This window comes from Nonomuraea sp. NPDC001684, from assembly GCF_053596515.1.
In genome coordinates this window covers 1-21,595 of record NZ_JBSFGJ010000131.1, presented here as the reverse complement: position 1 = coordinate 21,595, position 21,595 = coordinate 1, and the positions used below count along the sequence as shown (strand labels likewise).

Annotated in this window: 26 protein-coding genes; 8 read left to right on the top strand and 18 right to left on the bottom strand. The window is 72.6% G+C overall.

The window, feature by feature from the left end; translation table 11 throughout:
* Window positions 1-273 (bottom strand): hypothetical protein (locus tag ACWCSD_RS23395; RefSeq protein WP_449917801.1); only part of this gene is annotated, 273 nt, incomplete at its 3' end.
* Between the two features lie 225 nt (window positions 274-498).
* Between ACWCSD_RS23395 and ACWCSD_RS23390 the strand changes: the two genes are divergently transcribed.
* Entirely contained in the window at window positions 499-1,053 is a 555-nt protein-coding gene (locus ACWCSD_RS23390) for a helix-turn-helix domain-containing protein (RefSeq protein WP_387679403.1), read from the top strand.
* Here the strand turns inward: ACWCSD_RS23390 and ACWCSD_RS23385 are convergent.
* The 10 genes from ACWCSD_RS23385 to ACWCSD_RS23340 all read right to left on the bottom strand — a co-directional run bounded on the left by ACWCSD_RS23385 (window position 1,029) and on the right by ACWCSD_RS23340 (window position 7,010).
* A complete protein-coding gene (locus tag ACWCSD_RS23385; protein ID WP_397154105.1) occupies window positions 1,029-1,781 on the bottom strand; it encodes a methylated-DNA--[protein]-cysteine S-methyltransferase in 753 nt (250 codons plus the stop codon). The two genes, ACWCSD_RS23390 and ACWCSD_RS23385, sit on opposite strands and share 25 nt — an antisense overlap.
* Complete coding sequence (locus ACWCSD_RS23380) at window positions 1,778-2,338, bottom strand: RNA polymerase sigma factor (protein ID WP_397154107.1); 561 nt, start codon at window positions 2,336-2,338, stop codon at window positions 1,778-1,780. The genes ACWCSD_RS23385 and ACWCSD_RS23380 overlap by 4 nt, the downstream gene beginning before the upstream one ends.
* Before the next feature lie 104 nt (window positions 2,339-2,442).
* Window positions 2,443-2,745 (bottom strand): DUF1416 domain-containing protein, encoded by a 303-nt coding sequence (locus ACWCSD_RS23375; RefSeq protein WP_357706203.1) that lies wholly within the window; start codon window positions 2,743-2,745, stop codon window positions 2,443-2,445.
* Entirely contained in the window at window positions 2,745-3,584 is an 840-nt protein-coding gene (locus ACWCSD_RS23370; RefSeq protein WP_358289377.1) for a sulfurtransferase, read from the bottom strand. Before ACWCSD_RS23370 ends, ACWCSD_RS23375 begins: the two co-directional genes overlap by 1 nt.
* On the bottom strand, window positions 3,581-3,994 hold the full coding sequence (locus ACWCSD_RS23365; RefSeq protein WP_364326456.1) for a DUF4395 domain-containing protein: 414 nt from the start codon (window positions 3,992-3,994) through the stop codon (window positions 3,581-3,583). The genes ACWCSD_RS23370 and ACWCSD_RS23365 overlap by 4 nt, the downstream gene beginning before the upstream one ends.
* A 174-nt stretch (window positions 3,995-4,168) precedes the next feature.
* Window positions 4,169-4,627, bottom strand: a complete 459-nt coding sequence (locus ACWCSD_RS23360; RefSeq protein ID WP_449917794.1) for a thioredoxin family protein — start codon at window positions 4,625-4,627, stop codon at window positions 4,169-4,171.
* Between the two features lie 28 nt (window positions 4,628-4,655).
* A complete protein-coding gene (locus ACWCSD_RS23355) occupies window positions 4,656-5,474 on the bottom strand; it encodes an anti-sigma factor family protein (protein WP_449917791.1) in 819 nt (272 codons plus the stop codon).
* On the bottom strand, window positions 5,471-5,983 hold the full coding sequence (locus ACWCSD_RS23350) for a sigma-70 family RNA polymerase sigma factor (protein ID WP_125643242.1): 513 nt from the start codon (window positions 5,981-5,983) through the stop codon (window positions 5,471-5,473). Before ACWCSD_RS23350 ends, ACWCSD_RS23355 begins: the two co-directional genes overlap by 4 nt.
* 37 nt (window positions 5,984-6,020) lie before the next feature.
* Window positions 6,021-6,686, bottom strand: coding sequence for an LmeA family phospholipid-binding protein (locus tag ACWCSD_RS23345; protein ID WP_449917788.1), 666 nt, complete (start codon window positions 6,684-6,686; stop codon window positions 6,021-6,023).
* Between the two features lie 72 nt (window positions 6,687-6,758).
* Window positions 6,759-7,010, bottom strand: coding sequence for a MoaD/ThiS family protein (locus ACWCSD_RS23340; RefSeq protein ID WP_358289389.1), 252 nt, complete (start codon window positions 7,008-7,010; stop codon window positions 6,759-6,761).
* A gap of 176 nt (window positions 7,011-7,186) precedes the next feature.
* Between ACWCSD_RS23340 and ACWCSD_RS23335 the strand changes: the two genes are divergently transcribed.
* From ACWCSD_RS23335 to ACWCSD_RS23325, 3 genes are all read left to right on the top strand, one after another.
* Window positions 7,187-7,879: a winged-helix domain-containing protein gene (locus ACWCSD_RS23335; RefSeq protein WP_397154116.1), complete on the top strand. Its 693-nt coding sequence runs from the start codon at window positions 7,187-7,189 to the stop codon at window positions 7,877-7,879.
* A gap of 104 nt (window positions 7,880-7,983) precedes the next feature.
* Complete coding sequence (locus ACWCSD_RS23330; protein ID WP_449917786.1) at window positions 7,984-11,430, top strand: tetratricopeptide repeat protein; 3,447 nt, start codon at window positions 7,984-7,986, stop codon at window positions 11,428-11,430.
* A gap of 101 nt (window positions 11,431-11,531) precedes the next feature.
* Window positions 11,532-11,900: a hypothetical protein gene (locus ACWCSD_RS23325; RefSeq protein ID WP_387679428.1), complete on the top strand. Its 369-nt coding sequence runs from the start codon at window positions 11,532-11,534 to the stop codon at window positions 11,898-11,900.
* Between the two features lie 420 nt (window positions 11,901-12,320).
* Here the strand turns inward: ACWCSD_RS23325 and ACWCSD_RS23320 are convergent, their stop codons facing one another.
* The gene (locus tag ACWCSD_RS23320) at window positions 12,321-13,511 is read right to left on the bottom strand and encodes an FUSC family protein (RefSeq protein WP_449917783.1); all 1,191 of its coding nucleotides are present in this window, start codon (window positions 13,509-13,511) and stop codon (window positions 12,321-12,323) included.
* Between the two features lie 103 nt (window positions 13,512-13,614).
* Between ACWCSD_RS23320 and ACWCSD_RS23315 the strand changes: the two genes are divergently transcribed.
* Window positions 13,615-14,211, top strand: coding sequence for a dienelactone hydrolase family protein (locus ACWCSD_RS23315; protein ID WP_358289401.1), 597 nt, complete (start codon window positions 13,615-13,617; stop codon window positions 14,209-14,211).
* Between the two features lie 90 nt (window positions 14,212-14,301).
* Here the strand turns inward: ACWCSD_RS23315 and ACWCSD_RS23310 are convergent, their stop codons facing one another.
* From ACWCSD_RS23310 to ACWCSD_RS23290, 5 genes are all read right to left on the bottom strand, one after another.
* The gene (locus ACWCSD_RS23310) at window positions 14,302-15,150 is read right to left on the bottom strand and encodes a PHP domain-containing protein (protein WP_449917782.1); all 849 of its coding nucleotides are present in this window, start codon (window positions 15,148-15,150) and stop codon (window positions 14,302-14,304) included.
* A gap of 17 nt (window positions 15,151-15,167) precedes the next feature.
* The gene (locus ACWCSD_RS23305) at window positions 15,168-15,875 is read right to left on the bottom strand and encodes a zf-HC2 domain-containing protein (RefSeq protein ID WP_358289406.1); all 708 of its coding nucleotides are present in this window, start codon (window positions 15,873-15,875) and stop codon (window positions 15,168-15,170) included.
* Window positions 15,872-16,396 carry a sigma-70 family RNA polymerase sigma factor gene (locus ACWCSD_RS23300; protein ID WP_357706187.1) on the bottom strand — a complete coding sequence of 175 codons (525 nt, stop codon included), beginning with the start codon at window positions 16,394-16,396 and terminating at the stop codon, window positions 15,872-15,874. The genes ACWCSD_RS23305 and ACWCSD_RS23300 overlap by 4 nt, the downstream gene beginning before the upstream one ends.
* A gap of 143 nt (window positions 16,397-16,539) precedes the next feature.
* On the bottom strand, window positions 16,540-17,133 hold the full coding sequence (locus ACWCSD_RS23295; RefSeq protein WP_449917777.1) for a hypothetical protein: 594 nt from the start codon (window positions 17,131-17,133) through the stop codon (window positions 16,540-16,542).
* An 82-nt stretch (window positions 17,134-17,215) separates the two neighbouring features.
* Window positions 17,216-17,587 carry a VOC family protein gene (locus tag ACWCSD_RS23290; protein WP_397219194.1) on the bottom strand — a complete coding sequence of 124 codons (372 nt, stop codon included), beginning with the start codon at window positions 17,585-17,587 and terminating at the stop codon, window positions 17,216-17,218.
* 57 nt (window positions 17,588-17,644) lie between these two features.
* On the opposite strand from ACWCSD_RS23290, the gene ACWCSD_RS23285 reads away from it, so the two are divergent.
* The gene (locus ACWCSD_RS23285; protein WP_449917774.1) at window positions 17,645-18,076 is read left to right on the top strand and encodes a MarR family winged helix-turn-helix transcriptional regulator; all 432 of its coding nucleotides are present in this window, start codon (window positions 17,645-17,647) and stop codon (window positions 18,074-18,076) included.
* A 110-nt stretch (window positions 18,077-18,186) separates the two neighbouring features.
* Window positions 18,187-19,770, top strand: coding sequence for an amidohydrolase family protein (locus ACWCSD_RS23280; RefSeq protein ID WP_387679442.1), 1,584 nt, complete (start codon window positions 18,187-18,189; stop codon window positions 19,768-19,770).
* Window positions 19,771-19,788: 18 nt separating this feature from the next.
* Here ACWCSD_RS23280 and ACWCSD_RS23275 read toward each other — a convergent pair whose 3' ends face one another.
* A complete protein-coding gene (locus tag ACWCSD_RS23275; protein WP_397154131.1) occupies window positions 19,789-20,994 on the bottom strand; it encodes an MFS transporter in 1,206 nt (401 codons plus the stop codon).
* Between the two features lie 79 nt (window positions 20,995-21,073).
* Here ACWCSD_RS23275 and ACWCSD_RS23270 point away from each other — a divergent pair.
* A partial coding sequence (locus tag ACWCSD_RS23270; RefSeq protein ID WP_449917771.1) for a LysR family transcriptional regulator occupies window positions 21,074-21,595 on the top strand: 522 nt, incomplete at its 3' end.

Sequence of the window (21,595 nt, the reverse complement as noted above, 5' to 3'; positions counted from 1 at the left end):
CTCCTCCCGCCTCGCGCGCATCTCCCACAGCGCGCCGCGCAGGGTGTAGAGCATGCCCGTGGTGACCGTCATCGCCGCGAGGACGATCAGGGTCAGGAAGGTGACCGTGCCCACCAGCCGGAGCTGTCGCAGGTCGCCGTAGGCGAGCTCGGTGGCGGCGTACAGCAGGACGAAGCGCACGACCTGGCCCGCCGCGTACCAGAGGATCAGCGGCAGCGCGCAGCTCCCCGCGAGGCGCAGCGCGTGCAGGGGCAGCGAGTACGGCGACGGCATCCGCTGAGCCGGCGTAGGCCCAGGTCGGGGCGGCGCCATCACACCTGTCGATCCGGACATCTGCTGAATCGTAGCGGTCTGTCCCTTACGCCGCAGCCGCAACCCGTGGACAGCCTGTGGCCGGCGTGTCTCCAGGCCACTCCTGAGCAGTGGCAAATCCGGGAAACGACGATTCGGCCCCCGAGAGGCGGTCACACCGGACGAGCCTTGCGGCACGATGGCGTCATGGAGCCGCTGCCCGCGTTCGACCAGGACCCCGCCGTCGTCGGTGACCGGCTGCGACGGCTGCGCCAGGCGCGCGGAGTCTCGCTGTCCGAGCTCGCCAAGCGGGCGGGCATCGGGAAGGCCACGCTGTCCGGCGTGGAGACCGGCACCCGCAACCCCACGCTGGAGACGCTCTGGGCGATCACCGCGCAGCTCGGCGTGCCCATCGGGGCGATACTCGACTCGCCGCCCGAGCCGCGGACCATGCGCGGCGCCGCCATCGAGGCCGACCTGCTGGAGGTCTTCGAGGACGACAGCGTCACCTACGAGCTCTACCGCGTCCGCGTGCCCCCGGGCGTCACCCAGACCTCGCCCGCCCACCACAAGGGGGTGAGCGAGCACGTCACGGTCTTCACCGGCACGCTCAGCGCCGGCCCGATCCACGAGCCGCTCACGGCCGGGCCGGGCGACCACATCTCCTGGCTCTCCGACGTCCCCCACGGATACCGCGCGCACGGCCCCGACGTCGTGCGCGCCACCCTCCTGATGCGCTACCCGACCAAGCCCTCCGCCTGAGCGGGCCGGCAGGTGCGGCACGGCCGGTAGCCGGCCGCCCTGGCCTGAGCGACGCTGCGGAAGCCGTGCCGGTGCGCGGGGGTGATCCGGCGGGCGTTGTGGCAGGTCGGGAAGCACACCACGCCGGTGGTGTCGCTGGCCAGGTAGAACACCCGCTCCCCGGCCAGCGCGCGCACCCGGTCCAGGTCGACGCCCTCGGCCAGCAGCAGCCGTTCCTTGGCCGCCGAGCCGAACACGTAGTCGCCGCTCACGCCGTCGGACCTGACGACCCGGTGGCACGGCACGAGCAGCGGCACCGGGTTGGTGCCGAGCGCCGTCCCCACCGCGCGTACGGCCCGCGGCCGCCCGATCTGCTCGGCCACCCACGAGTACGGCCTGACCTCGCCCCTCGGGATCGTCCTGACCGCGTCGAGCACGTCACGCTGGAAGCCGCTGACGCCGCGCAGGTCCAGCGGCACCTTGCCCAGACGGCCGGTGCGCAGCGCGGGAACCAGCCCCGCGGGCGGCCGGTCGGCGGCCAGCAGCGGCCGGCCGAACCGTTTCCTGAACGAGGCGGCGAAGTCGTCGCCGGCGTGCACGTAGGCCACGCCCTGGTCGGTGAAGGCCACCCGCAGCTCGCCGATCGGCGCGGGCACGCTCACCCAGCGGGCGGCGATCCGGTCGAGCAGTCCGGCGGGGGCGTCGGTGGCCAGCGCGGCCAGCCCGGCCAGCAGTGAATCGTCGTTCATCGGGCACCTCCCAGTTCGCGCAGCCGCCGCAGCCCTCGCGACACGTGCGACTTGACCGTGCCCTGCGGAATCCTGAGCACGGTGGCGATCTCGCTGACCGGCAGGTCGACGACGTGCCTGAGCACCACGGCGGCCCGCTGTTCCTCGGGCAGCAGACCGAGCAGCTCCGACAGCTCGTCGCCGGTCTCCCTGCGGACCGCCGCCTCCTCGACGTCCTGGGCGGGGTCCGGCTCGTCCACGGGCTCGTCACGCAGGTCGGGTGGCGGTTTGCGGGATTTGGCCCTGGCGCAGTTGCGCCAGATGTTCATGAGGATCGTCATCAGCCAGGCCCGCGGCTGCAGCGCGGCCACGCGGTCGGGCTCGTAGCCGGCCAGTGCCCGGTACGCCCGCAGGAACGCCTCGGCGGTGAGGTCCTCGGCGTCGGCCCAGCGCCCGCTCAGCCGCAGCGCGGTCGAGAAGACCAGGCCGCGGTGGGCGGCGTACAGCTCGGCGAAGCCCTCGTCGAGGTCGTCGAGGAGCGCCTTGCGCACCGGGTCGAGACAGTCGGTTCCACTCACGCCCTCTACAACACCGCCGCGCCGGGTTTCGTTGCGCCCGCCCGGAACGGGAACGGGGCCCGTGTCCGGTGTGGACACGGGCCCCGTCTCGGCGCTGTCTGGGCTCAGACGGCGACCGCGAGCTGGGAGACCTCACCCAGCCGGGCCTCCACCTGAACGTCGCGGGTGACGCCGCCGCCCGCGATGATGCGGACGGTCCAGTCGCCGGGCGCGGCGAAGAAGCGGAAGACACCGTCGTCGGAGACGACGACCTCACCGGTGAACTCGCCGGAGTGGTCGAGCAACCGCGCGTAGGCGGTGGTGGCGCCCGTCACCACGCCCTGGATGACGGCCTGGTTGGACAGATCGATCCCGGCCGGCAGCGCGATGGTCTGCTCCGGCGCTCCGCAACCCTGTGCAGTGGTCATCAGCGGGCCTCCCCCAGCTCGATCGGCACGCCCACGAGCGAGCCGTATTCCGTCCACGAACCGTCGTAGTTCTTCACGTTGCCCTGGTCGAGGAGCTCGTGCAGCACGAACCAGGTGTGCGCCGAGCGCTCGCCGATGCGGCAGTAGGCGATGGTGTCCTTGCCGAAGTCGACGCCGGCCTCGCCGTAGAGGGCGCGCAGCGCGTCGTCGGACTTGAAGGTGCCGTCGTCGTTCGCGGCCTTGGACCACGGGATGTTGCGGGCGGTGGGCACGTGGCCGCCGCGCTGGGCCTGCTCCTGCGGGAGGTGGGCCGGGGCGAGCAGCTTGCCGGTGAACTCGTCGGGCGAGCGCACGTCGACCAGGTTGAGCTTGCCGATCGCGGAGACCACGTCGTCGCGGAAGGCGCGGATCGCGGTGTCCTGCTCCTGGGCGACGTACTGGGTCTTGGCGCGCTCGGGCACGTCGCGGACCAGCTCGCGGGAGTCGAGCTCCCACTTCTTGCGCCCGCCGTCGAGCAGCTTGACGTCCTGGTGGCCGTAGAGCTTGAAGTACCAGTACGCGTAGGCCGCGAACCAGTTGTTGTTGCCGCCGTAGAGCACGACGGTGTCATCGTTGGAAATGCCGCGGTCCGACAGCAGGGCCTCGAAACCGGTCTTGTCCACGAAGTCGCGGCGGACCGGGTCCTGCAGGTCCTGCCGCCAGTCGACCTTCACGGCGCCACGGATGTGGCCCTTGTCATAGGCGCTGACGTCTTCGTCGACCTCGACGAGTACGACGTTGGGCGTGTCGAGGTTGGCCTCGACCCAGTCGGCGTCCACCAGGGCGGCGGAGCGGCTCATTGGGAAACCTCCATTTTGGCGGCGGGCAGTAGACGGCGGGTGAGCAGGTACGTTTCGCAGCCGAGGCAGAATCCGAAGGCTGCGTTGAGGAAGGCGGCGAGGAGAGCCGCGGCCGTGGCCCCGAGGGCCAGCGGTGTGATCCCGGTGACGAACCCGGCCAGCCCCGCGACCGCGAAGAGCAGCCCCACCCCCTGCGCGAACCGCGGCGGGCGGGCGTCTTCGGTCTCCTTCGGAGCGCTCCTGACGAGCGCCTTGAAGAGCATCGTGTACGGCGAGCGGCGCGCGACTCCCAGCGCGAAGACCACCGCCTGGACGGCGAGCAGCCACGCGCTCCCCGTCACGAGGACGAGAGCGAGGACCAAGGTGGTGACGGCCGCGCCGAAGCGCAGCGCTCTGGGATCAGCACGCATCGCAGGATGCTCCTGAAGGGGTCGGATGGGGCGGACCAGATGTCCGCGGTGACCGTCCTCAGGCAGCGCGACAGAGCGCGGTGGCTACGCGGCAGAAATCAACCGCGCGCCGCTTCGTGAGCAGCTCTGTCGACGGGTTCATAGCGACGACCCTACTCGTCGTCTCGCCATCTGTCACATCTCGTCCGAGTTCTGAGACAGTTCGTGAGACGGCCGTGACTCCCCGGAGGGGATCGCGACCGCCAGCGCGGCCAGCACGTCGGCCTTCCGTGGCTGGCCAGAGGCCTTTTTGACCACGTTGCCTGACGGATCCAGCACAAACACGGTGGGCGTGCGCATGACGTCGAACCGCCGCACCAGGTCGAGCCGGGACTCGGCGTCGATCTCCATGTGCGCCACCCCGGGCACGAGCGCGCTCACCTCGGCCAGCACCCGCCTGGTCGCCCGGCAGGGCTGGCAGAACGCGGTCGAGAACTGCACCAGCGTGGCCCGCTCGCCCATGGCGGCGCCCAGCATGTCCGCGGTCAGCCGCTCCCCGGCCGCCGCGCGCACCCGTCCGTCGCGGCGCAGACGTACCACCCCGATCACCGTGCCGAGCGCCAGCGTCGCCAGCGCGATCCACAGACCCGTCACCTCAGGTGCCAACCACGGGCGGCCGCGATTACTTCCTGGCCGGGCCGGGGACGTCCACCAGGACGCGTCCCCGCCGGTCGACGACCTCGAAGCGGTCGATGCGCCGCATGAGCACCGGCGTCGCCATCTGGAAGACGGTCTCCTCGCGGTAGCTCTCGCGGCTGACGGTCCAGCTCCCGACGACCTCGCGCCGCCCCCTGTCGTCGTAGACGGCCAGGCTGCAGGCGGTGCCGACCGGCACGTTCCGCACGGTCACCAGCAGCTCGGTGCGCCCGTCGGCGGGCAGGGCGTAGACCGTGGCGTAGTAGTCCTTGGCCCGGTTCTCGCCCTTGAACGCCCGGCCGTCGCCGGTGGTGCTCAGGGCCGTCGTGGGCATCGTGCTCGGCGTCGGCAGGGCCTTCCTGAGCTGGGCGTCGGGCGCGGCGTCGCTGGCGACGAAGCCCTCGGTCTCCGGCGACTTCGCGGCCGCCGAGGACTGGGGGGCGGCCGCGGGCGCGGCCGCGGTCTGCTGCGTGACGTCCTGCCGGGTGACGCTCCAGACCGTGCCGCCGACGGCGATCACCGCGACGGAGGCGGCCACGGCCAGCATGACCCGGCCACGCCGGTGGCGCCGGGCGCGGGCGTTGAGCAGCCGGTCGAGCACCTGACGCGGCGGGCTGGCCACCAGCTCGACGTCGCGCTCGGACACCTTGCCGAGGAAGGCGGCGACGCCTTCGAGTTCGAGCAGCTCGGCGCCGCAGGTCTCGCAGGTGGCCAGGTGATTGTCGATCTCCAGCGCCTCGTCGGGTTCGAGCGCGCCCAAGGCGTGCGCGCCCATGGCGATGCGCACTTCTTCGCAGGTCGTCACGGCGCCAGCCCCCGCTCTTCGAGCGCCAGCTTGAGCGCGCGTAGCGCGTAGTAGGTGCGCGACTTGACCGTGCCCGGCGGTATGCCCAGCGTCGCCGACGCCTCCTTCACCGATCGCCCCCGGTAGTAGACCTCCAGCAGCACCTCGCGGTGCTCGGGCCGCAGCGCGGCCAGCGCCTCGGCCACGGCCCACGACTCGACCGCCCGTTCCAGCTCGTCGTCGGCCGGCAGGACCGCGAGGGCCTCGTCGCCGGTCTCCTGCGGCCGGGCCTTCTTGGCGCGGTGCTGGTCGACCACGAGGTTACGCGCCACCGTGAACAGCCAGGCCCGGATGGGACGGCCGGAGAGCGCGTCGGGGTGCCGCCAGGCCCGCAGCAGCGTCTCCTGCACCACGTCCTCCGCTCGTCCGGAATCACCGGTGAGTCGCAGCACGTACCCGTAGAGTGGCCCGGCGTGCTCGTCGAAGAGGGTGCGTACGAGCTCCTCGTCCGCGGTGCCTGCTGCGCTCACGCCCTCATCACGTACGGGGGGCCGCAGCGGTTCAGGCTCATCCACGGATCGGCACGTCAGACGCTTCGGCCGAGAACTCCAATCCGTCGGCCACGCTCTTGACCCCGGTGATCTTCACGTCGAAGGGCAGGCCGCCCTTGAACGGGATCGTGTAGGTGACGAAGTGGGCGAGCTGGTCGGGCACGCCCTGGATCTTCTCCGCCTGGAGCCTGATGGCGCCGTCGGCCACGTCGACCCGCATCTCCGCGGTGAACTGCACCTTCTGCACCCCCACCGTCACCTCTCCCGACGCCACGAGCCGCCGCCCGTCGCCGCTGATCTTGATGCCCCGGGGCGCGTGCTTGTCGATCGTGGCCCGGGTGAGCTCGCCGCTCACGGTGACCCGCCCGGCCCGGACGTCGGCACGGTTCTGCAGCACGTCGGACAGCGGGGCGGTCACGTCGTAGGCGACGCCGCGCAGGTTCTTCACCGGCACGCCTCCGTAGGTGAGGGTGCCGAGATCGAACCGTACCTCGGGATAGTGCCCCGAGACGGCCTGAGTGAGAAACGGGATGCCCTCGATCGTCACCTTGGGGGTGTCGCTGAGGTCGGTGGCGGCGGCGATCCGGTTGGACAGGTCACGCTCCACCCCGGCCACCGCGACGCGGTCGACCACGACGAAGAGGACGACCAGCACGATCAGAAAGATGATCAGCTTGCGCATGGGGCTCCCTGTCGTCGGCGGGGGTGTCGAGCCTATCGATCCGGCGGTCTCCTTCCCCGCCGGAGCCGTCGATCACCCGCCGGCGAAGGGCGGCAGCACCTCCACCGTGACGCCCTCGCCGAGCACCACCGTGTCGTGGGCGCGCCGGCCCACGGGGGCGCCGTCGACGAGGAACGACGAACGGCCGACCACCCGGGCGAGCTCGGCCCGGTCCTGTGTGATTTTGGTCATCAGTTCGTCAAGAGTCGCCGCTTCGAACGACTCTTCCGCGACTCCGGCGGCCTCCTTGGCCGCCGCCCAATAACGTACTTTTCCTGTGGCCATGCGTTGCCTCACAATCGCCTTCGGTCTATTGTGCGACGCCCTTAACACGCTTGTTTCAAAGGGCCCGCTGTTCACCTGGTGGACGCGCAATGGACGCGACTAAGCCGTGGGATATCCTCGCGTACAGGACCTGGGCGACGTCGCCTCCGGGTCCTTGTGTGTTAGAGGAGGCCGTGATGAGCAACCTGCTGCTGCTGACCAACGCCCTCGAGCCGTCCTCCGAGGTGCTGCCGGCGCTGGGGTTGCTGCTCCACTCCGTGCGGGTCTCGCCGGCCGAGGCGTCGGCGCTCATCGACACGCCGCCCGCCGACGCCGTCGTCGTCGACGCGCGCAAGGAGCTCGTGCAGGCCAAGAGCCTGTGCCGGTTGATCCGCACCACGGGCATCGACTGCCCGCTGCTGGTGGTGGTGACCGAGGGCGGCCTGGCCGCGATGACCGCCGAGTGGGGGGTCGACGACGTGCTGCTGGAGACCGCCGGCCCCGCCGAGGTGGAGGCGCGGCTGCGCATGGCGACCGGGCGCAGGTCGCAGGCCACCGCCGAGGACGTCCCCGACGAGATCCGCAGCGGCGACCTGTCGATCGACGAGGCCACCTACACCGCGCGGCTGCGCGGGAACGTGCTCGACCTGACGTTCAAGGAGTTCGAGCTGCTGAAGTACCTGGCCCAGCACCCCGGCCGGGTCTTCACCCGCGCCCAGCTCCTGCAGGAGGTCTGGGGCTACGACTACTTCGGCGGCACCAGGACGGTCGACGTGCACGTCCGGCGGCTGCGCGCCAAGCTCGGCACCGAGAACGAGTCGCTGATCGGGACCGTCCGCAACGTCGGCTACCGGTTCGTGCCCGACCGGAGCGATTCGGCGCACGTGTGATCCGTTGACCCGTGTTCGCCTGATGTGACACTTTGTCGTTGGGACTGTTTCCAACCTGTCATGTCGAGGACACCGCCGTCCCCAAGATTGGTGGTGGTGGCGGCGTGGGTCTGTTCAGGTCACTCGTGGACGAGGGCACGAGCCTCCGTCTCTTCCGCCGCGGCGAGCTGATCTGCTCGCCGGTCCGGCCGGTCAACCGCGTCCACCTGATCGACCACGGGTACGCCCGCGAGCACGTCCCCGGCGGCGACCGGGAGGTCGTGCACGACCTGCGCGGCCCCGGCGACCTGGTGGGCGAGCTGGCCTTCTGGAGCCCGGGCGAGCGCGTCAAGGTGGACGCCCTGACCGACGTCCGGGCCTGGCCCATCGACCTGCGGCGGTTACGCGAGCACGCCTCGGCGGGTCCGGCCGTGGCGACCGCGCTCGTCCAGGAGCTGTTCGCCAGGAACCTGGCGGCCCGCAGGCACGAGGCGCTGGCCCGGGCCCCGGTCGCGGCCCGCCTGGCCGTGTGGCTGCTGCACCTGGACGAGCGGTACGAGCTGGCCTCCCCCGCCGCGCCGCCGCTGTCCGGGGACACGCTGGCCGATCTCGTGGGCAGCGCGCCCGACGTCGTGCAGCGGCAGCTCACGCAGTGGGTCAGGCGCGGCTGGCTGGTGCGGCTGGGGTACCGGAGGCTGCGGATCGCCGACCCGGTGGCGCTGCGCGAGGCCGCCGGGGCCTGGGAGCACCTGTCCGAGCCGTGGCGCGGCCGGGTGACGCCGTTCCTGACGCGGCCGGGCGCGCAGGCCGGGCCGCTGCCGGTCGGCGAGCTGCCGAAGCCGCGCCAGCTGCCCGCCGACGTGTCCGACTTCACCGGCCGCCAGCAGAGCCTCGACCTGCTCACGGCCTGGCTGGACCGGCCGCGGCGGACGAACACCATGGTCGTGCAGGGCCTGACCGGCGTGGGCAAGACCGCGCTGGTGACGCACTGGGGCCACCTGCACGCCGACCGGTTCCCCGACGGCCAGATCATGATCGACCTGCGCGGCCACTCGCCGACCCAGCCGCCGATGAGCTCGGCCGAGGCGCTCGGGCAGATCCTGCGCTCGCTCGGCGTCGGCGAGCACATGCCGGCCTCCGACGAGGCCGAGCTGATGCTGCTCTACCGCAGCAGGATCGCCGGGCGCAGGCTGCTGCTCGTCCTGGACAACGCGGCCGACCCGGCCCAGGTGCGGGCGCTGCTGCCGGGCGGCAAGGACTGCGTGGTGCTGGTGACCAGCAGGACGCGGATGGCGCCGCTGCGCGCCACCGGGCACGCCGACCTCATGGACCTGTCGGTGCTCGACCCGGGCAACGCGGTGGCGCTGCTGGTGTCGGTGCTCGGCGAGGGCTCGCCGCGGGCCGCCGACCGGGACGCGCTGGCCGAGCTGGCCCGGGTGTGCTCGTACCATCCGTACGCGTTGCGGATCTCGGCGGCCAAGCTGGCCGAGGACCCGGGGCTGAGCGTGCGGGCGCGGGCGGCCGAGCTGCGTACGCCGGACCGGCCGCTGGCCGGGGACCCGGAGGAGGCGTTCAGGTCGGCGCTGGACCTGGCGTACGAGTCGCTGAGCCCCGCGCAGCGGCGGGCCTTCCGGCACGTCGGGCTGCTTCCCGGGCGGGACTTCGCGCCGGAGGTGCTGGCGGCGGCGCTGGGCGTGCCGGTGGGCGAGGCGGTCGCGGCGGTGGAGGGGCTGCACCGGGCGTACCTGGTCGAGCCGCTGCCCGGGTCGCGGTACCGGGTGCACGACCTGGTCAAGTGGCAGGCCAGGGAGCTGGGCCGGCACGCCGAGGCGGGGGTGCGCGAGGCCAGGGTGCGGCTGCTCGACCACTACCTGGCGGTCGCGACCGGTCAGGACACGCCGCGCGAGTGGTTCGAGGCCGAGCGGCGGTCGCTGGTCTCGGCGGTGCGGCTGGCCGAGGAGAGCGGGGCGTACGGGATGGCCTGGCAGCTCGCCGAGGCGGTGTTCGAGCCGTTCAGGCGGCTGCGGTACTACGAGAACAACCTGGAGGTGCAGCAGGCCGGGCTGACCTCGGCCATCCAGGTGGGCGACCGGCGGGCCGTCGCGCTCATGCGCAGCCACCTCGGCTCGATCCACCGCGACATCGGGCCGTCCACGCTGGCGGCCAGGTTCATCGGCGAGGCGCTGGCCGACTTCACCTCGCTGGGCGACCGCGCGGGGCTGGCCCGCGCGCTCAACGACCTGGCGGAGGTGCACGGCATCGCGGGCAACAGGGACGAGGCGTTGCGCCGCGCGGGTGAGGCGCTGGAGGTGCACCGGGAGATCGGAGACCTGCCCGGCGTGGCGAAGTGCCTGCACACGCTCGCCCGGCTGCACCTGTCGCAGGAGCGCAACGATCTGGCGCTCCGGTACGCCGGCCAGGCGCGGCGCGTACGGGAGGAGCTGGGCGACCGCAGGGGCGCCGCGCAGAGCATGATCATCTCGGCCCGGGTGCGGCGGAGCCTGGGCGAGCCCGACGCGGCGCTGTCGGAGGGCCTGGAGGCGCTGTCGATCTGCCACGAGCTGGGCGACGAGCACGCCGAGGCCGAGACGCTGCTCTGCCTGGCCGAGATCTACGACCAGCTCGGGCTGCAGCAGGACGCCCGCCGCGACGCCGAACGCGCCCTGGCCGGGTACACGGCCACCGGTGACCAGCACGGGTGCGGGCGGGCGCTGTGCGCGCTGGGCCGCATCGCGCGCAACGGCTCGCGCTACGACGAGGCGCTGGCCTGCTACGAGCAGGCGCTCGCGGTGCAGGTCGAGCTCCACCACGAGCAGGGCAAGGCCGAGACGCTCGGCGACATCGGGGTGGTGCACTGGCGGCTGTCGGACTACCTGCGCGCCGACGACTACCTCAACCAGGCGCTCGTCATCAGCCGGGTGATCCGCGACGAGCCCGTCGAGGCCCGCATGCTCAACCGGCTGGCCCGGGTGCGCCGCCGCCAGGGCCTGCCCCAGGTGGCCTTCGTGTACGCGCTGGAGGCGCTGGACCTGGTCCAGGGGCTGGGCAACCGGCGAGCCGAGGCCGACGTGCAGGAGACGCTGACCTACACGTACCTGTCGCTCGGGCGGCACGAGCCGGCGGTGCGGGCGGCGCGGGCCTCGCTGGCGATCCGGGAGGAGACGGGCGACAGCAGGGCCAGCGCGCTGCTGTCGATCGCGCACGCGCTCCACGCGGCGGGCGAGCCCGCGGCGGCCCTGGAGTACGCCGTGGAGACCGTCGAGCTGCAGCACGTGACCGGCACCAGGGACCGGTGGGGGGCGGCGCTCACGACGCTGGCCATGGTGCTGCTCGACCTGGACCGGGCCGAGGAGGCGCTGGTCCACGCCAAGCAGGCCAGGGACGTGCACCTGGAGTGCGGGACGCGGCGCGACCTGGGATGCGCGCTGAGGGCGCTCGGCCTGATCACCGCCAGGCTCGGGGACCGCGAGGCGGCGGTGGCCCATCTGGCCGAGGCGGTGCGCACGCTGGACGAGGTGGGGGACGTCTTCGAGGGCCGGCGGGCGGCGCAGGAGCTGCGGGAGCTCTCCTGAAAGACCGCTAAAAGTCGGGAAATCTCGGAAGTGAGGTCGCAGATCTTCTCCGCGCCTTCTCGTTAGCTGGTGCCACCAGCGACGACACGGAGGTGATCCGGATGCTCAAGCACCAGATGCGTCGAGACCTGCAGTCACTCAAGCGACAGGCGCGCAGGGATCGGCGGGTCACGCTCGGCCTGCTGGCCGGGGTGCTGGCGGCCTGGACCCGTCAGCTCTCGCCGGGTGACCCGCCGGCGGGGCCGGGGGTGCTGCTCGCCCTGTCCGTCGGGCTGCTCACCGCGTCGGGGGCGGCCTGGCTGATGGCGGCCTACTTCGCGGCACGGGCGGTCAGGCCGCGGTCCGAACCGGTGGAGGTGCTGGTCTGGGTGGCGCGGGTGAGCAGGAGCAAGGAGTGGGCGTTCTGCTCGCTGGCCGCGTACGTGGCCTGGCACCTGCTCCAGTTCGTCTCCGCGCTGCTCCTGGCCTGAACGGGGGCGCGGCGGGCCGTCACCTTCGCGGTGGCGTCCCGCCGTCTTCGCGCCACGCGCCGACGGCCGCCCTGATCAGCGGCGCGTAGCCGGCTTCGAGGTCGTCGGGCAGCCGGTCGACGGGGAAGAAGCGCAGGTCGCTGTGCTCCTCGCTGACGCGCGGCTCGACCGGCCCGGTCGGGCCAGCCGCCGGGCAGCTCCCAGGCGTTCCTGGGGTTCCTGCAGAGCAGGACGCCCTCGTCGGTCAGGACCACGCCCTTGATCGAGGCGTGCATGAAATACCAGCCGGTCTCCGCGTCGATCACGAGGGGATCATGACACGGTCCGCGGGCCCGCGGGCGGAACCCGGGGGAAGGCGGGCCGATGGCGGCCGCTTCCGGGGTAGGGGAAGGCAGGGCAATGGGGGCCGGGGGGTCGGGGTCAGGGGAAGGCGGACTGGTGGGGGCCGGTGTCGGGGTCGAACTCGTGGCGGATCCTGGCGCAGTCGTCGAGCAGGGCGCCGTACAGGGGCCACAGGGGGCCCTTGGGCGGGGAGCCGGCCAGCTCGGCGGCCAGGTGGCGCTGCTGGTGCTCGCCTTCGCGCAGGGCCGCGCACAGGTTCGCCATGTCCCTGGACGCGGCCTTGCCCACCTGGATCAGGCCGAAGTCGCGGAAGATGCGCGACAGCGCGCGCAGCTCGCCGGCCAGGGGCTCGGGCAGGTCGGCGGCCTTCTCGCCGGGCAGGCCGCGGGCGCCGGCGACCAGGTCCACCAGCCCGCGCGCGATGCTCCTGAGCTGGTGCCCGGCGTGGTCGAGGCAGGTCGCGGCCTCGGCCGACTGGCGCAGCCGCCGGTCGTAGCGGCGGCGCCGGCGGAAGGTCAGGCGCACGGACTCGGCCGCCTGGTCGGCGGTGTCCTTGGTCTCCTCCAGGCGCTGGGACAGCTCGCGGGCGCGGTCGAGCCAGTCGCGGGCCATGTCCTCCGTCCAGTGGCCGCTCAGCCCGTCGGCCATGTCCTGGGCCAGGTCGGCCAGCTCGGCCGACATGTCGCACAACTCCCTGGCGGCGTGCTCGACGAAGCGCGGCGGCAGGATGAGCAGGTTCGCCGCGATGCCGATGGCCGCGCCGAGCAGGACGTCGGCCAGGCGCGCGAAGCCGTACGTGCGGCCGAGCGAGAGCACCAGCAGGGCGGTGATCGGGATCTGCACGTTCTGGGCCGGCAGGTTGAGCAGCCGGGTCAGCACGAGCCCGGCCACCACCAGCAGGCCCAGCGTCAGCGCGTTGACGCCCATCAGCCAGATCACCCCCGACGCCGCCGCCACCCCGACCACGACCGCCCCGACCTGCTGGAACCCGCGGACGACCGTGCTGTAGGCGGTGGCCGAGACCGTGAGCAGCACCCCGATCGGCACCAGCACGGGCAGCGGCACCTTCAACGCGAACGTGGCGAGCCACCACCCGAACACGCAGGCCAGCGTCACCTTGACCGTCTGGGTGAACGCCTCCCGCTCGGCCCCCAGCCACTTCCGGAACCCCTGGGCGCGCAGGCGCGCGAGCCCGGCCGCCGCGCCCGAGACGATCCGCCCGAGCGGCGCGCCGGCGCTCTGCTGCTTGCGCCCCGGCTCCTTGTCCATACTCCCAGGTCAATGCCCATTCGAGCGGTGGATAGAGGTCGCCGTGCCTGGGTAGCGGCAAGGTTGTGGCGCAGCGGGGCAGCGCGCCCGTCGGAGGTGAAGCATGACCGGCGACCTGGTCGTCCCTGACGCCGCCCGGGGGGTGGTGGTGTTCGCGCACGGCAGCGGCAGCGGCCGGCTCAGCCCGCGCAACCGGTACGTGGCCGAGGTGCTGAACAAGGCCGGCCTGGGGACGCTGCTGTTCGACCTGCTCACGCCCGAGGAGGAGGCCGACCGGGCCAACGTGTTCGACATCGCGCTGCTGGCCGGACGGCTGCTGGAGCGTACGGAGGAGCTGCGCGGGCACGAGGAGGCGGCGGGGCTGCCGATCGGCTACTTCGGCGCGAGCACGGGCGCGGCGGCGGCGCTGTGGGCGGCGGCCGAGCCGGACAACCGGATCGCGGCGATCGTCTCCCGCGGCGGGCGGCCCGACCTGGCCGGGAAGCGGCTGGCCGCGGTGCGCGCGCCCACGCTGCTCATCGTCGGCGGCCGGGACCCGATCGTGATCGACCTGAACGAGGAGGCGCAGCGGCACCTGAGCGCCGAGCACCGCCTGACCGTCGTGCCCGGCGCCACCCACCTGTTCGAGGAGCCGGGCGCGCTGGAGAGCGTCGCCGGACACGCCCGCGACTGGTTCACCACGTACTTCAACGCGCCGTGACCGGTACGGCCTTCAACGGCCCCTGATGGGCGCGGCTTACAACGGCCCGCGATCGGTGCGGCCTTCAACGGCCCGTGACGGGTGCGGGTTTCAACGGCCCGCGATCGGTGCGGCGCCCTTCGCCTCGGCGAGCAGGCGCGCGTAGACCTCGGGGTCGGTGGTCTCGCAGCCCAGGCGGTGACCGGTCAGCTCGCCGTGGTCGTCGCTCGACCCGGTCACTTCGAGGCCGAGCCCGGCGGCGAGGCGGCGCAGGTGGGCGCGGGACTCGTCGTCGTGGTCGAGGTGGTCGGCCTCCACGCCGAAGAGCCCGGCCGCGGCCAGCTCGGCGATCCACTCGTCGGGCACCGCCTCGCCGCGCCGGACCGCCTTAGGATGGGCCAGCACGGGCACCCCGCCGGCCGACCGCACCAGGCGCACCGCGCGTACGGGGTCGAGGGCGTAGCGGGTGACGTGCGCGCGGCCGCCGGCGCCGATCCACTCGGGCGTGAACGCCTCCTCCGGCGCGGCCACGGCCCCCGCGGCGACCATGGCGCGGGCGATGTGCGGCCGTCCGACCGGGCTGTCGCCGGCCACCGCGGCCACCTGCTCCCAGGTGATCGGCACGCCGAGCTCGACCAGCCGCTCGACGGTCAGCCTGCCACGTTCCTCGCGGGCCCGGCGGATGCGTTCGCACTCGGCCAGCAGCTCGGGGTCGGCGGGGTCGAAGAGGTAGGCGAGCAGGTGGATGCTCTGCCCGGCCCGCCGGCACGACAGCTCCATGCCCGGCACCAGCGTCAGGCCCTCGGGCAGCGCCTCGACGGCCGCGCGGTGCCCGGCGACGGTGTCGTGGTCGGTCAGCGCGAGCACGTCGAGGCCGCGCTCGCGGGCGCGGCGCACCACGTCGGCCGGCGGCTGCGTGCCGTCGGAGGCGGTGCTGTGGCTGTGCAGGTCGATGCGCATCGCTCGATGGTAGGCGGTCACACCTGCACGGTCGCGAGGATGCGGCCGTCCAGGGTCTCGATGGTGAAGTGGTTGAGGTCGTCCTGGGTCAGGCTGGTGCCGCCGTGCAGCAGCAGGGGGTCGGGGGCGCCCGGGACGCCGTACCCCTTGTCGGGCACGCCCCAGCTCGCCACGGTCTCCGAGCGGCCGTCGTCGCCGAAGGCCACCAGCCGGCACTTCAGCGGCCCCTTGACGCCCTTGAGCTCCAGCGCCACGTGGGTGCCCCAGCCCTTGTCCTCGACGCCCACCACGCCGGACACGCCGGTCGCGGGGTCGTTGACCGGGTAGGTGCGGCCGGTCATGAGCAGGGCGCGGGCTGGGCTGTGCACGCTGTCGGGGTTGGGGCCCGAGGTCGCCGCGTTGACGGCGAGGAAGACGCCGGTCGCGACGAGGAAGCACGCGGCGGCCGACATGAGCCCCCGGTGGAGGGTGCGGCGGCGGCGCTCCACGGCGGCCCGGCGCACCAGCAGCGACTCGACCGGGGAGTCCAGTTCTGCATCGACCGGTCCGGCGCGCAGGTCGTCGGGATCGACGTCGCGCATCAGCTCCCCCATGGCCGCGAACGCGCCGACCTCGCCGGCGCAGCTCGGGCAGCCGTGCAGGTGGCGTTCGAAGGCGTTGCGCTCGTCGTCGTCCAGCAGGCCCAGCGCGTACGCCGCCACGTCCTCGTGGTGCACTTCGTTCACGGGAGCCCCACCCCCCTTTCCTCCAATGCGATGCGTAACGCCCGCATCGCGTAGTACACGCGGGACTTCACCGTGCCCACGGGCACGCCGATCGTCTCCGCGGCCTCCTGCAGTGTGCGATCGCGCAGGAAGGTCTCCGTGAGCACCTGGCGGTGCGCCGGCGACAACGAGAGCATGGCGTCGGTCACCACGATCTCGCGCAGCAGGCGGTCGTCCTCGGCGGCCACGGCGTTCGCCCGTTCCGGGACCTCCTCCACGGTGTCGAGGGGACGCGTGCCGGCCCGGCGCCGGTCGTCGATCACGACCCGGCGGGCCACGGTGGCCAGCCAGGGCATCAACGAGCCGTTGTCGGTCCGCAGGTCCCCCAGGTTGCGCCAGGCGCGTACCAGCGTCTCCTGGACGACGTCCTCCGCCCAGCGCCGGTCGCCGCCCGTCAGCCGCACGGCGAAGGCCATCAGCGGGGACCCGTATTCGCGGTACAGGGCCCGCACCATGGCCTCGTCGGTCACACGATGATTCACGCGGCGACTCCTCGCGCTGCGTACATCATGAAATGTCGCCCGGATAACTACTGATATTGAATTATTGCCCTAGCACGGGCGAGGAACAAGATACGGGATTTGCATCAATCCCCCCACCTGTTGATTCATCGATAAAAAGCTGATCATTCCCCCGAAGACGCACGCCCGTGCCGACCCGCCGCTCGCGGCCGTACCTCCGAACGTGCCTCCAGACGTGCCGGCTCGTGCGGACCGGCCCATGCCTCGGCCTCGCGCAGCAGGTCGCGCACCGAGGCGTGCCGGGCGGAGGCCGCGTGCCCGAGCAGGACGCGCACCAGCTCGATCGCCGTCGGCCGGGCGGCCGGGTCCGGCCGGCGGCACCGGTCGACCAGGCCGCGCAGCGGGGGCGGCAGCCGGCCGAGGTCGTCGCCGCCCCCGGTGTGCCCGGCGGCGGCGAAGACGATCACGTCGGCCCACTCGCGCACGTCGGCCGGCGGCAGGTCGCTGCTCCGCGGGCCGGGCGCGAACGACGCCTCGCCGAGCGGCCCGACCAGCACGTTGTGCGGCCCGAGCCGCAGCCCCGCGATCCCGGTCAGATGCAGCCTGGCCATGGTGGCGGCCGTGCCCAGCGCGAGCCGGTGCAGCGCCTCCCCCTCGTACGGCCCCGCCGCCGCGACCACGTCGGCCAGCGGCTCACCCATGCCCAGGTAGTCGCGCGGCCGAAGGGCCAGCCCGCCACCCCATCCCTGACTGTCCATCGCCGTCCTCCGGCTCGGTGCTCGTCGTCAGGGTGTACGCCGTCCCGCGCGGGCCGGGTTCAACGGCTCCCATGCGGAAAACTCATGGAACGGCCGTGAAGAACTCGTAGCTGTGACCGTTCGGGTCGCGCACGTAGACGCCCCTGCCGCCGCCCAGGTCGTTGGTCCGCCGGTCCCAGCCGTTCCAGGGGCCCGAGCCGTACTCGACGTCCGGGTCGGCGGCGAGCCGGGCCAGGAGCGCGTCGAAGGCGTCGTCGTCCAGCAGGAAGGCGTAGTGGCCGGGCTGGGCGTGGTGGCGGTCGTCGAAGTCGAGGGTGGTGTCGTCGTTGATCCGTACGGGCGTGAACGGCCCCGACGGCGCGCCCGCCTCCAGGCCCAGCAGCCCGGCGAGGAAGGCCGCCGCCACGTCCTTGTCGGCGGCGGGGACGATCAGGTGGTCGAGCGTGATGCCCATGGCGCTCTCCTCTCAATTGCATGCGATACGCATACAATATCCGCATAGACTGTTCCGGTGAACGACGACTTCTCCGCCGACGGCGGCCCCGCGCTCTTCCGGCTGGTCCGTTTCTGGTCGCGCCGCTGGGCCGGGCAGGCGGTCGGCGAGCTGGGCCAGGTCCAGCACGTCCTGGTCCTGGAGGCGGTGCGCAGCTCCCCCGGCGAGGCGGACGTCGCCACCGTGGCCCACCAGCTCGGCCTCGACCACTCGGGCGCCAGCCGCATGGTCAAGGACGCCGTCGCCGCCGGCCATCTCGTCCGCGAGACCAGCCAGCACGACCGGCGCCGGGCCGCGCTGCGGGTCACCGGCAGCGGCGAGGCCCTGCTGGCCGCCGCCCGGCAATGGCAGCGGCACGTCTTCGACGACCTGACCGCGTCCTGGGACGAGGCGGACCGGCGGCGGTTCGGCGCCTACCTCGGCCGCCTGGCCGGCGACGTGGGCGCCTGACATTTCGGTCGCAAATTTAGATGAGATCAGCTCATGTTCGGTCTTGCCGGGACCCTTCCGGCGGTGGATGCTTGCGGCGACCCCGGTACCGCAGCCTGGGAGGTGGTCCCGTGTTCCACCGTCTCATCCGCCGGGCGGCCGCAGCCGTCCTTCTCCTGACCGGCGCGCTGGTCGCGCCGTCCGTCCCGACCGCCGCCGCGCACGCCGCCGCCGCCGTGAGCGGCTTCGTGGACGGCCACAGCCACCTGTTCTCGTACGAGACGTTCGGCGGCATGCTCATGTGCGGCAAGCCGTTCGACCCCGACGGCATCGAGCACGCGCTGACCGACTGCCCCGACCACTACCCGAACGGCGAGCTGGCCTGGTACGAGAACTTCACCAGGACCGGCAAGCCCACCGGCACCCACGACCCGGTGGGCTGGCCCACCTTCCGCGACTGGCCGGCCAACGACTCGCTGACCCACCAGCAGGCGTACTACACCTGGGTCGAGCGCGCCTGGCGCGGCGGGCTGCGGGTGCTGGTCAACGACCTGGTGGCCAACCGGCAGCTGTGCGCGATCTACCCGCTGAAGAAGTACTCCTGCGACGAGATGACGTCCATCCGCCTGCAGGCCCAGCGGGCCCGCGAGCTCCAGGACCACATCGACGCCGAGTCGGGCGGCCCCGGGCGCGGCTGGTTCCGCCTCGTGAACGACCCCGCCGAGGCCAGGAGCGTGGCCGCGGCCGGCAAGCTGGCCGTCGTCCTCGGGATCGAGACGTCGGAGCCGTTCGGCTGCCGGCAGATCCTCGGCATCCCGCAGTGCACGAAGTCCCAGATCGACCGGGGCCTGGACGAGATGTACGCGCTCGGCGTGCGCAGCATGTTCGTCTGCCACAAGTACGACAACGCGCTGTGCGGCGTGCGCTTCGACTCCGGCACCCAGGGCGCGATCGTCAACGTCGGCAACCTGCTGTCCACCGGCTCGTTCTGGCAGGCCCGCACCTGCACAGGACCCGAGCACGACAACACCATCGACCCGGCCGGCGTGCTGCCCGACCAGATCGCGCGGCTGCTCCCGCCGGGCGTCTCGCTGCCGCTGTACCCGCCGGCGCCCCACTGCAACACCCGGGGTCTGACCTCGCTCGGCACGTACATGGTCCAGGGCCTGATCCGGCGCGGCATGATGGTGGAGATCGACCACATGAGCGTGAAGGCCGCGGCCCAGACGCTCGGCCTGCTGGAGGCGGCCCGCTACCCCGGCGTGATCTCCTCCCACAGCTGGGCCGACCCGGGCTTCTTCAGCCGGATCTACGCCCTCGGCGGCATGATCACCCAGTACGGCCACAACTCCCCGGACTTCGTCGCGGAGTGGCGGCGCACCGCGCCGCTGCGGCAGCAGTACAACGTGGGATACGGCTACGGCCTGGACGTCAACGGCATGGGCCGCCTGCCCGCCCCGCGCGCGGGCAACGCCGCGAACCCGGTGACGTACCCGTTCACGTCCTTCGACGGGAGCGTGCGCCTCGACCGCCAGCGCACCGGGCAGCGGGTCTGGGACGTCAACGTCGACGGCGTGGCCAACTACGGCCTGGTCCCCGACTGGATCGAGGACATGCGCCTGCTCGCCGGTCAGGACATCGTCCGTGACCTGGCGAGCGGCGCGGAATCGTACCTGCGGACCTGGGAGGCGACCGCCGCGCGGCGACTGCCCTGAGGCGGGCGTCCCCGTCGTTCACGCGACCGGCTGGACGGACCGCGAGGTCCGCCGGCCGGTGGCGAGGTTGAGCAGCAGCGAGGCCGCGGTCAGCGCCACGCCGAACCACACGACGCTGGTCACGCCGACGTTGTCGGCGAACAGCCCGCCGAAGAGCGCGCCGAGCGCGATGGAGGTGTTGTACGCCATCGTGTTGAGCGACATGGCCGCCTCGAAGGTCTCCGGCGCGGCGGCGAGCGTCATGTTGATCTGGGCGAGCTGCACCACCCCGAACGACAGCCCCCAGACGACCAGCGCCACGATCGCCCCCGTGGCGCTGCCGCCGAGCGCGAGCAGCAGCAGCATGGCCGTCACGAGCCCCGCGGCGCCGACGACGAAGCTGCCCCGCAGGCTGCGGCTCACGGTGTGCCCGGCGACGAAGTTGCCGATCGCGCCGGCCACCCCGAACACCATCAGCACCCCGGTCACCAGCAGCGGCGAGGCGCCCGCGTTGGCCTCCAGGAAGGGCCGGACGAAGGTGTAGGCCCCGAAGTGGCCGAGCACGAACAGCACCACCGTGAACAGCACCATGCGCAGCGGCACGTTCCGCAGCGGAAGCCCGAACACCTCGCGGACCGAGACGGCGTTCGCCGACGGCAGCGACGGGATCGCGAAGGCGACCGCCAGGAACACCAGCCCGCTCAGCCCGCTCCAGATGAGGAACGTCGTGCGCCAGTCGGTGAGGCTCTCCAGGAAGGTGCCGAGCGGGATGCCGACCACGGTGGCGACCGAGATGCCGGACATCACGATGGCGGCGGCCCGGTTGGCGTGCCGTTCCTCGACCAGCCGCATCGCCATGCTCACGCCGATGGCCCAGAACACGCCGCTGGCGAAGCCCAGCAGGAGCCGCGTCGTCAAGATCACCGTGTAGCTCGGCGCGATGCCGGTCACCAGGTTGCCCACGGCCAGCACCGCCAGCAGAACCGACAACAGCACCCGCCGGTTGACCCGCCGCGACCACGCCACGATGAACGGCACGCCCAGCCCGGCCGACACGCCCTGCAACGTCACCATCAACCCGGCCGCGCCCACGGAGATGCCCAGATCCTCGCTGAGCGGGGTCAGCAGCCCCACCGGCATCAACTCGGTCGTGAGGAAGACGAAAAGGCTGGCCGTGATCGCGGCGACCCCCGCCCACGCCCGGAAGGCGGAGCGCGTCGCCTGCGGAGAAAGAGTTTGCGTCATGCGCCCAGCCTGCCGACTCTCCATTGATGAGTCCAACACATAGTTTTCATCGCGATCGATCGTCTGACACGATTGATCCATGGAGCTTCAACAGCTGCGGTACGTCCTCGCCGTCGCCGAGACCAGCAACTTCACCCGGGCCGCCGAGCGCTGCCGGGTCGTGCAGTCGGCGCTCAGCCACCAGATCGCCGCCCTGGAGCGGGAGCTGGGCGCCCGGCTGTTCGAGCGCACCAGCCGCCGCGTGCGGCTGACCGCGGCCGGGGAGGCGTTCCTGCCCGCGGCCCGCGACTGCCTGGAGGCCGCCGACCGGGCGCGGACCGACGTCGCGGCGGCCAGCGGGGAGATCCGCGGGCGGCTCGCCGTCGGCTCGATCCCCACGGTTTCCGCCGTGGACCTGCCGGTCGTGCTGAAGGAGTTCCGCCGCCGCCACCCGCGGGTGCGCATCACGCTGGTCTCCGCCGGCAGCGAGGACCTGATCGAACGCGTCCGGCGCGGCGAGACGGACGTCGCCTTCCTCGGCCTGCCGACCCGCGCGGAGCCGAAGGCCGTCCAGAGCCGCCCGCTGGCCCGGGGCGAGCTGGTCGCCGTCGTCGCCCCGGAG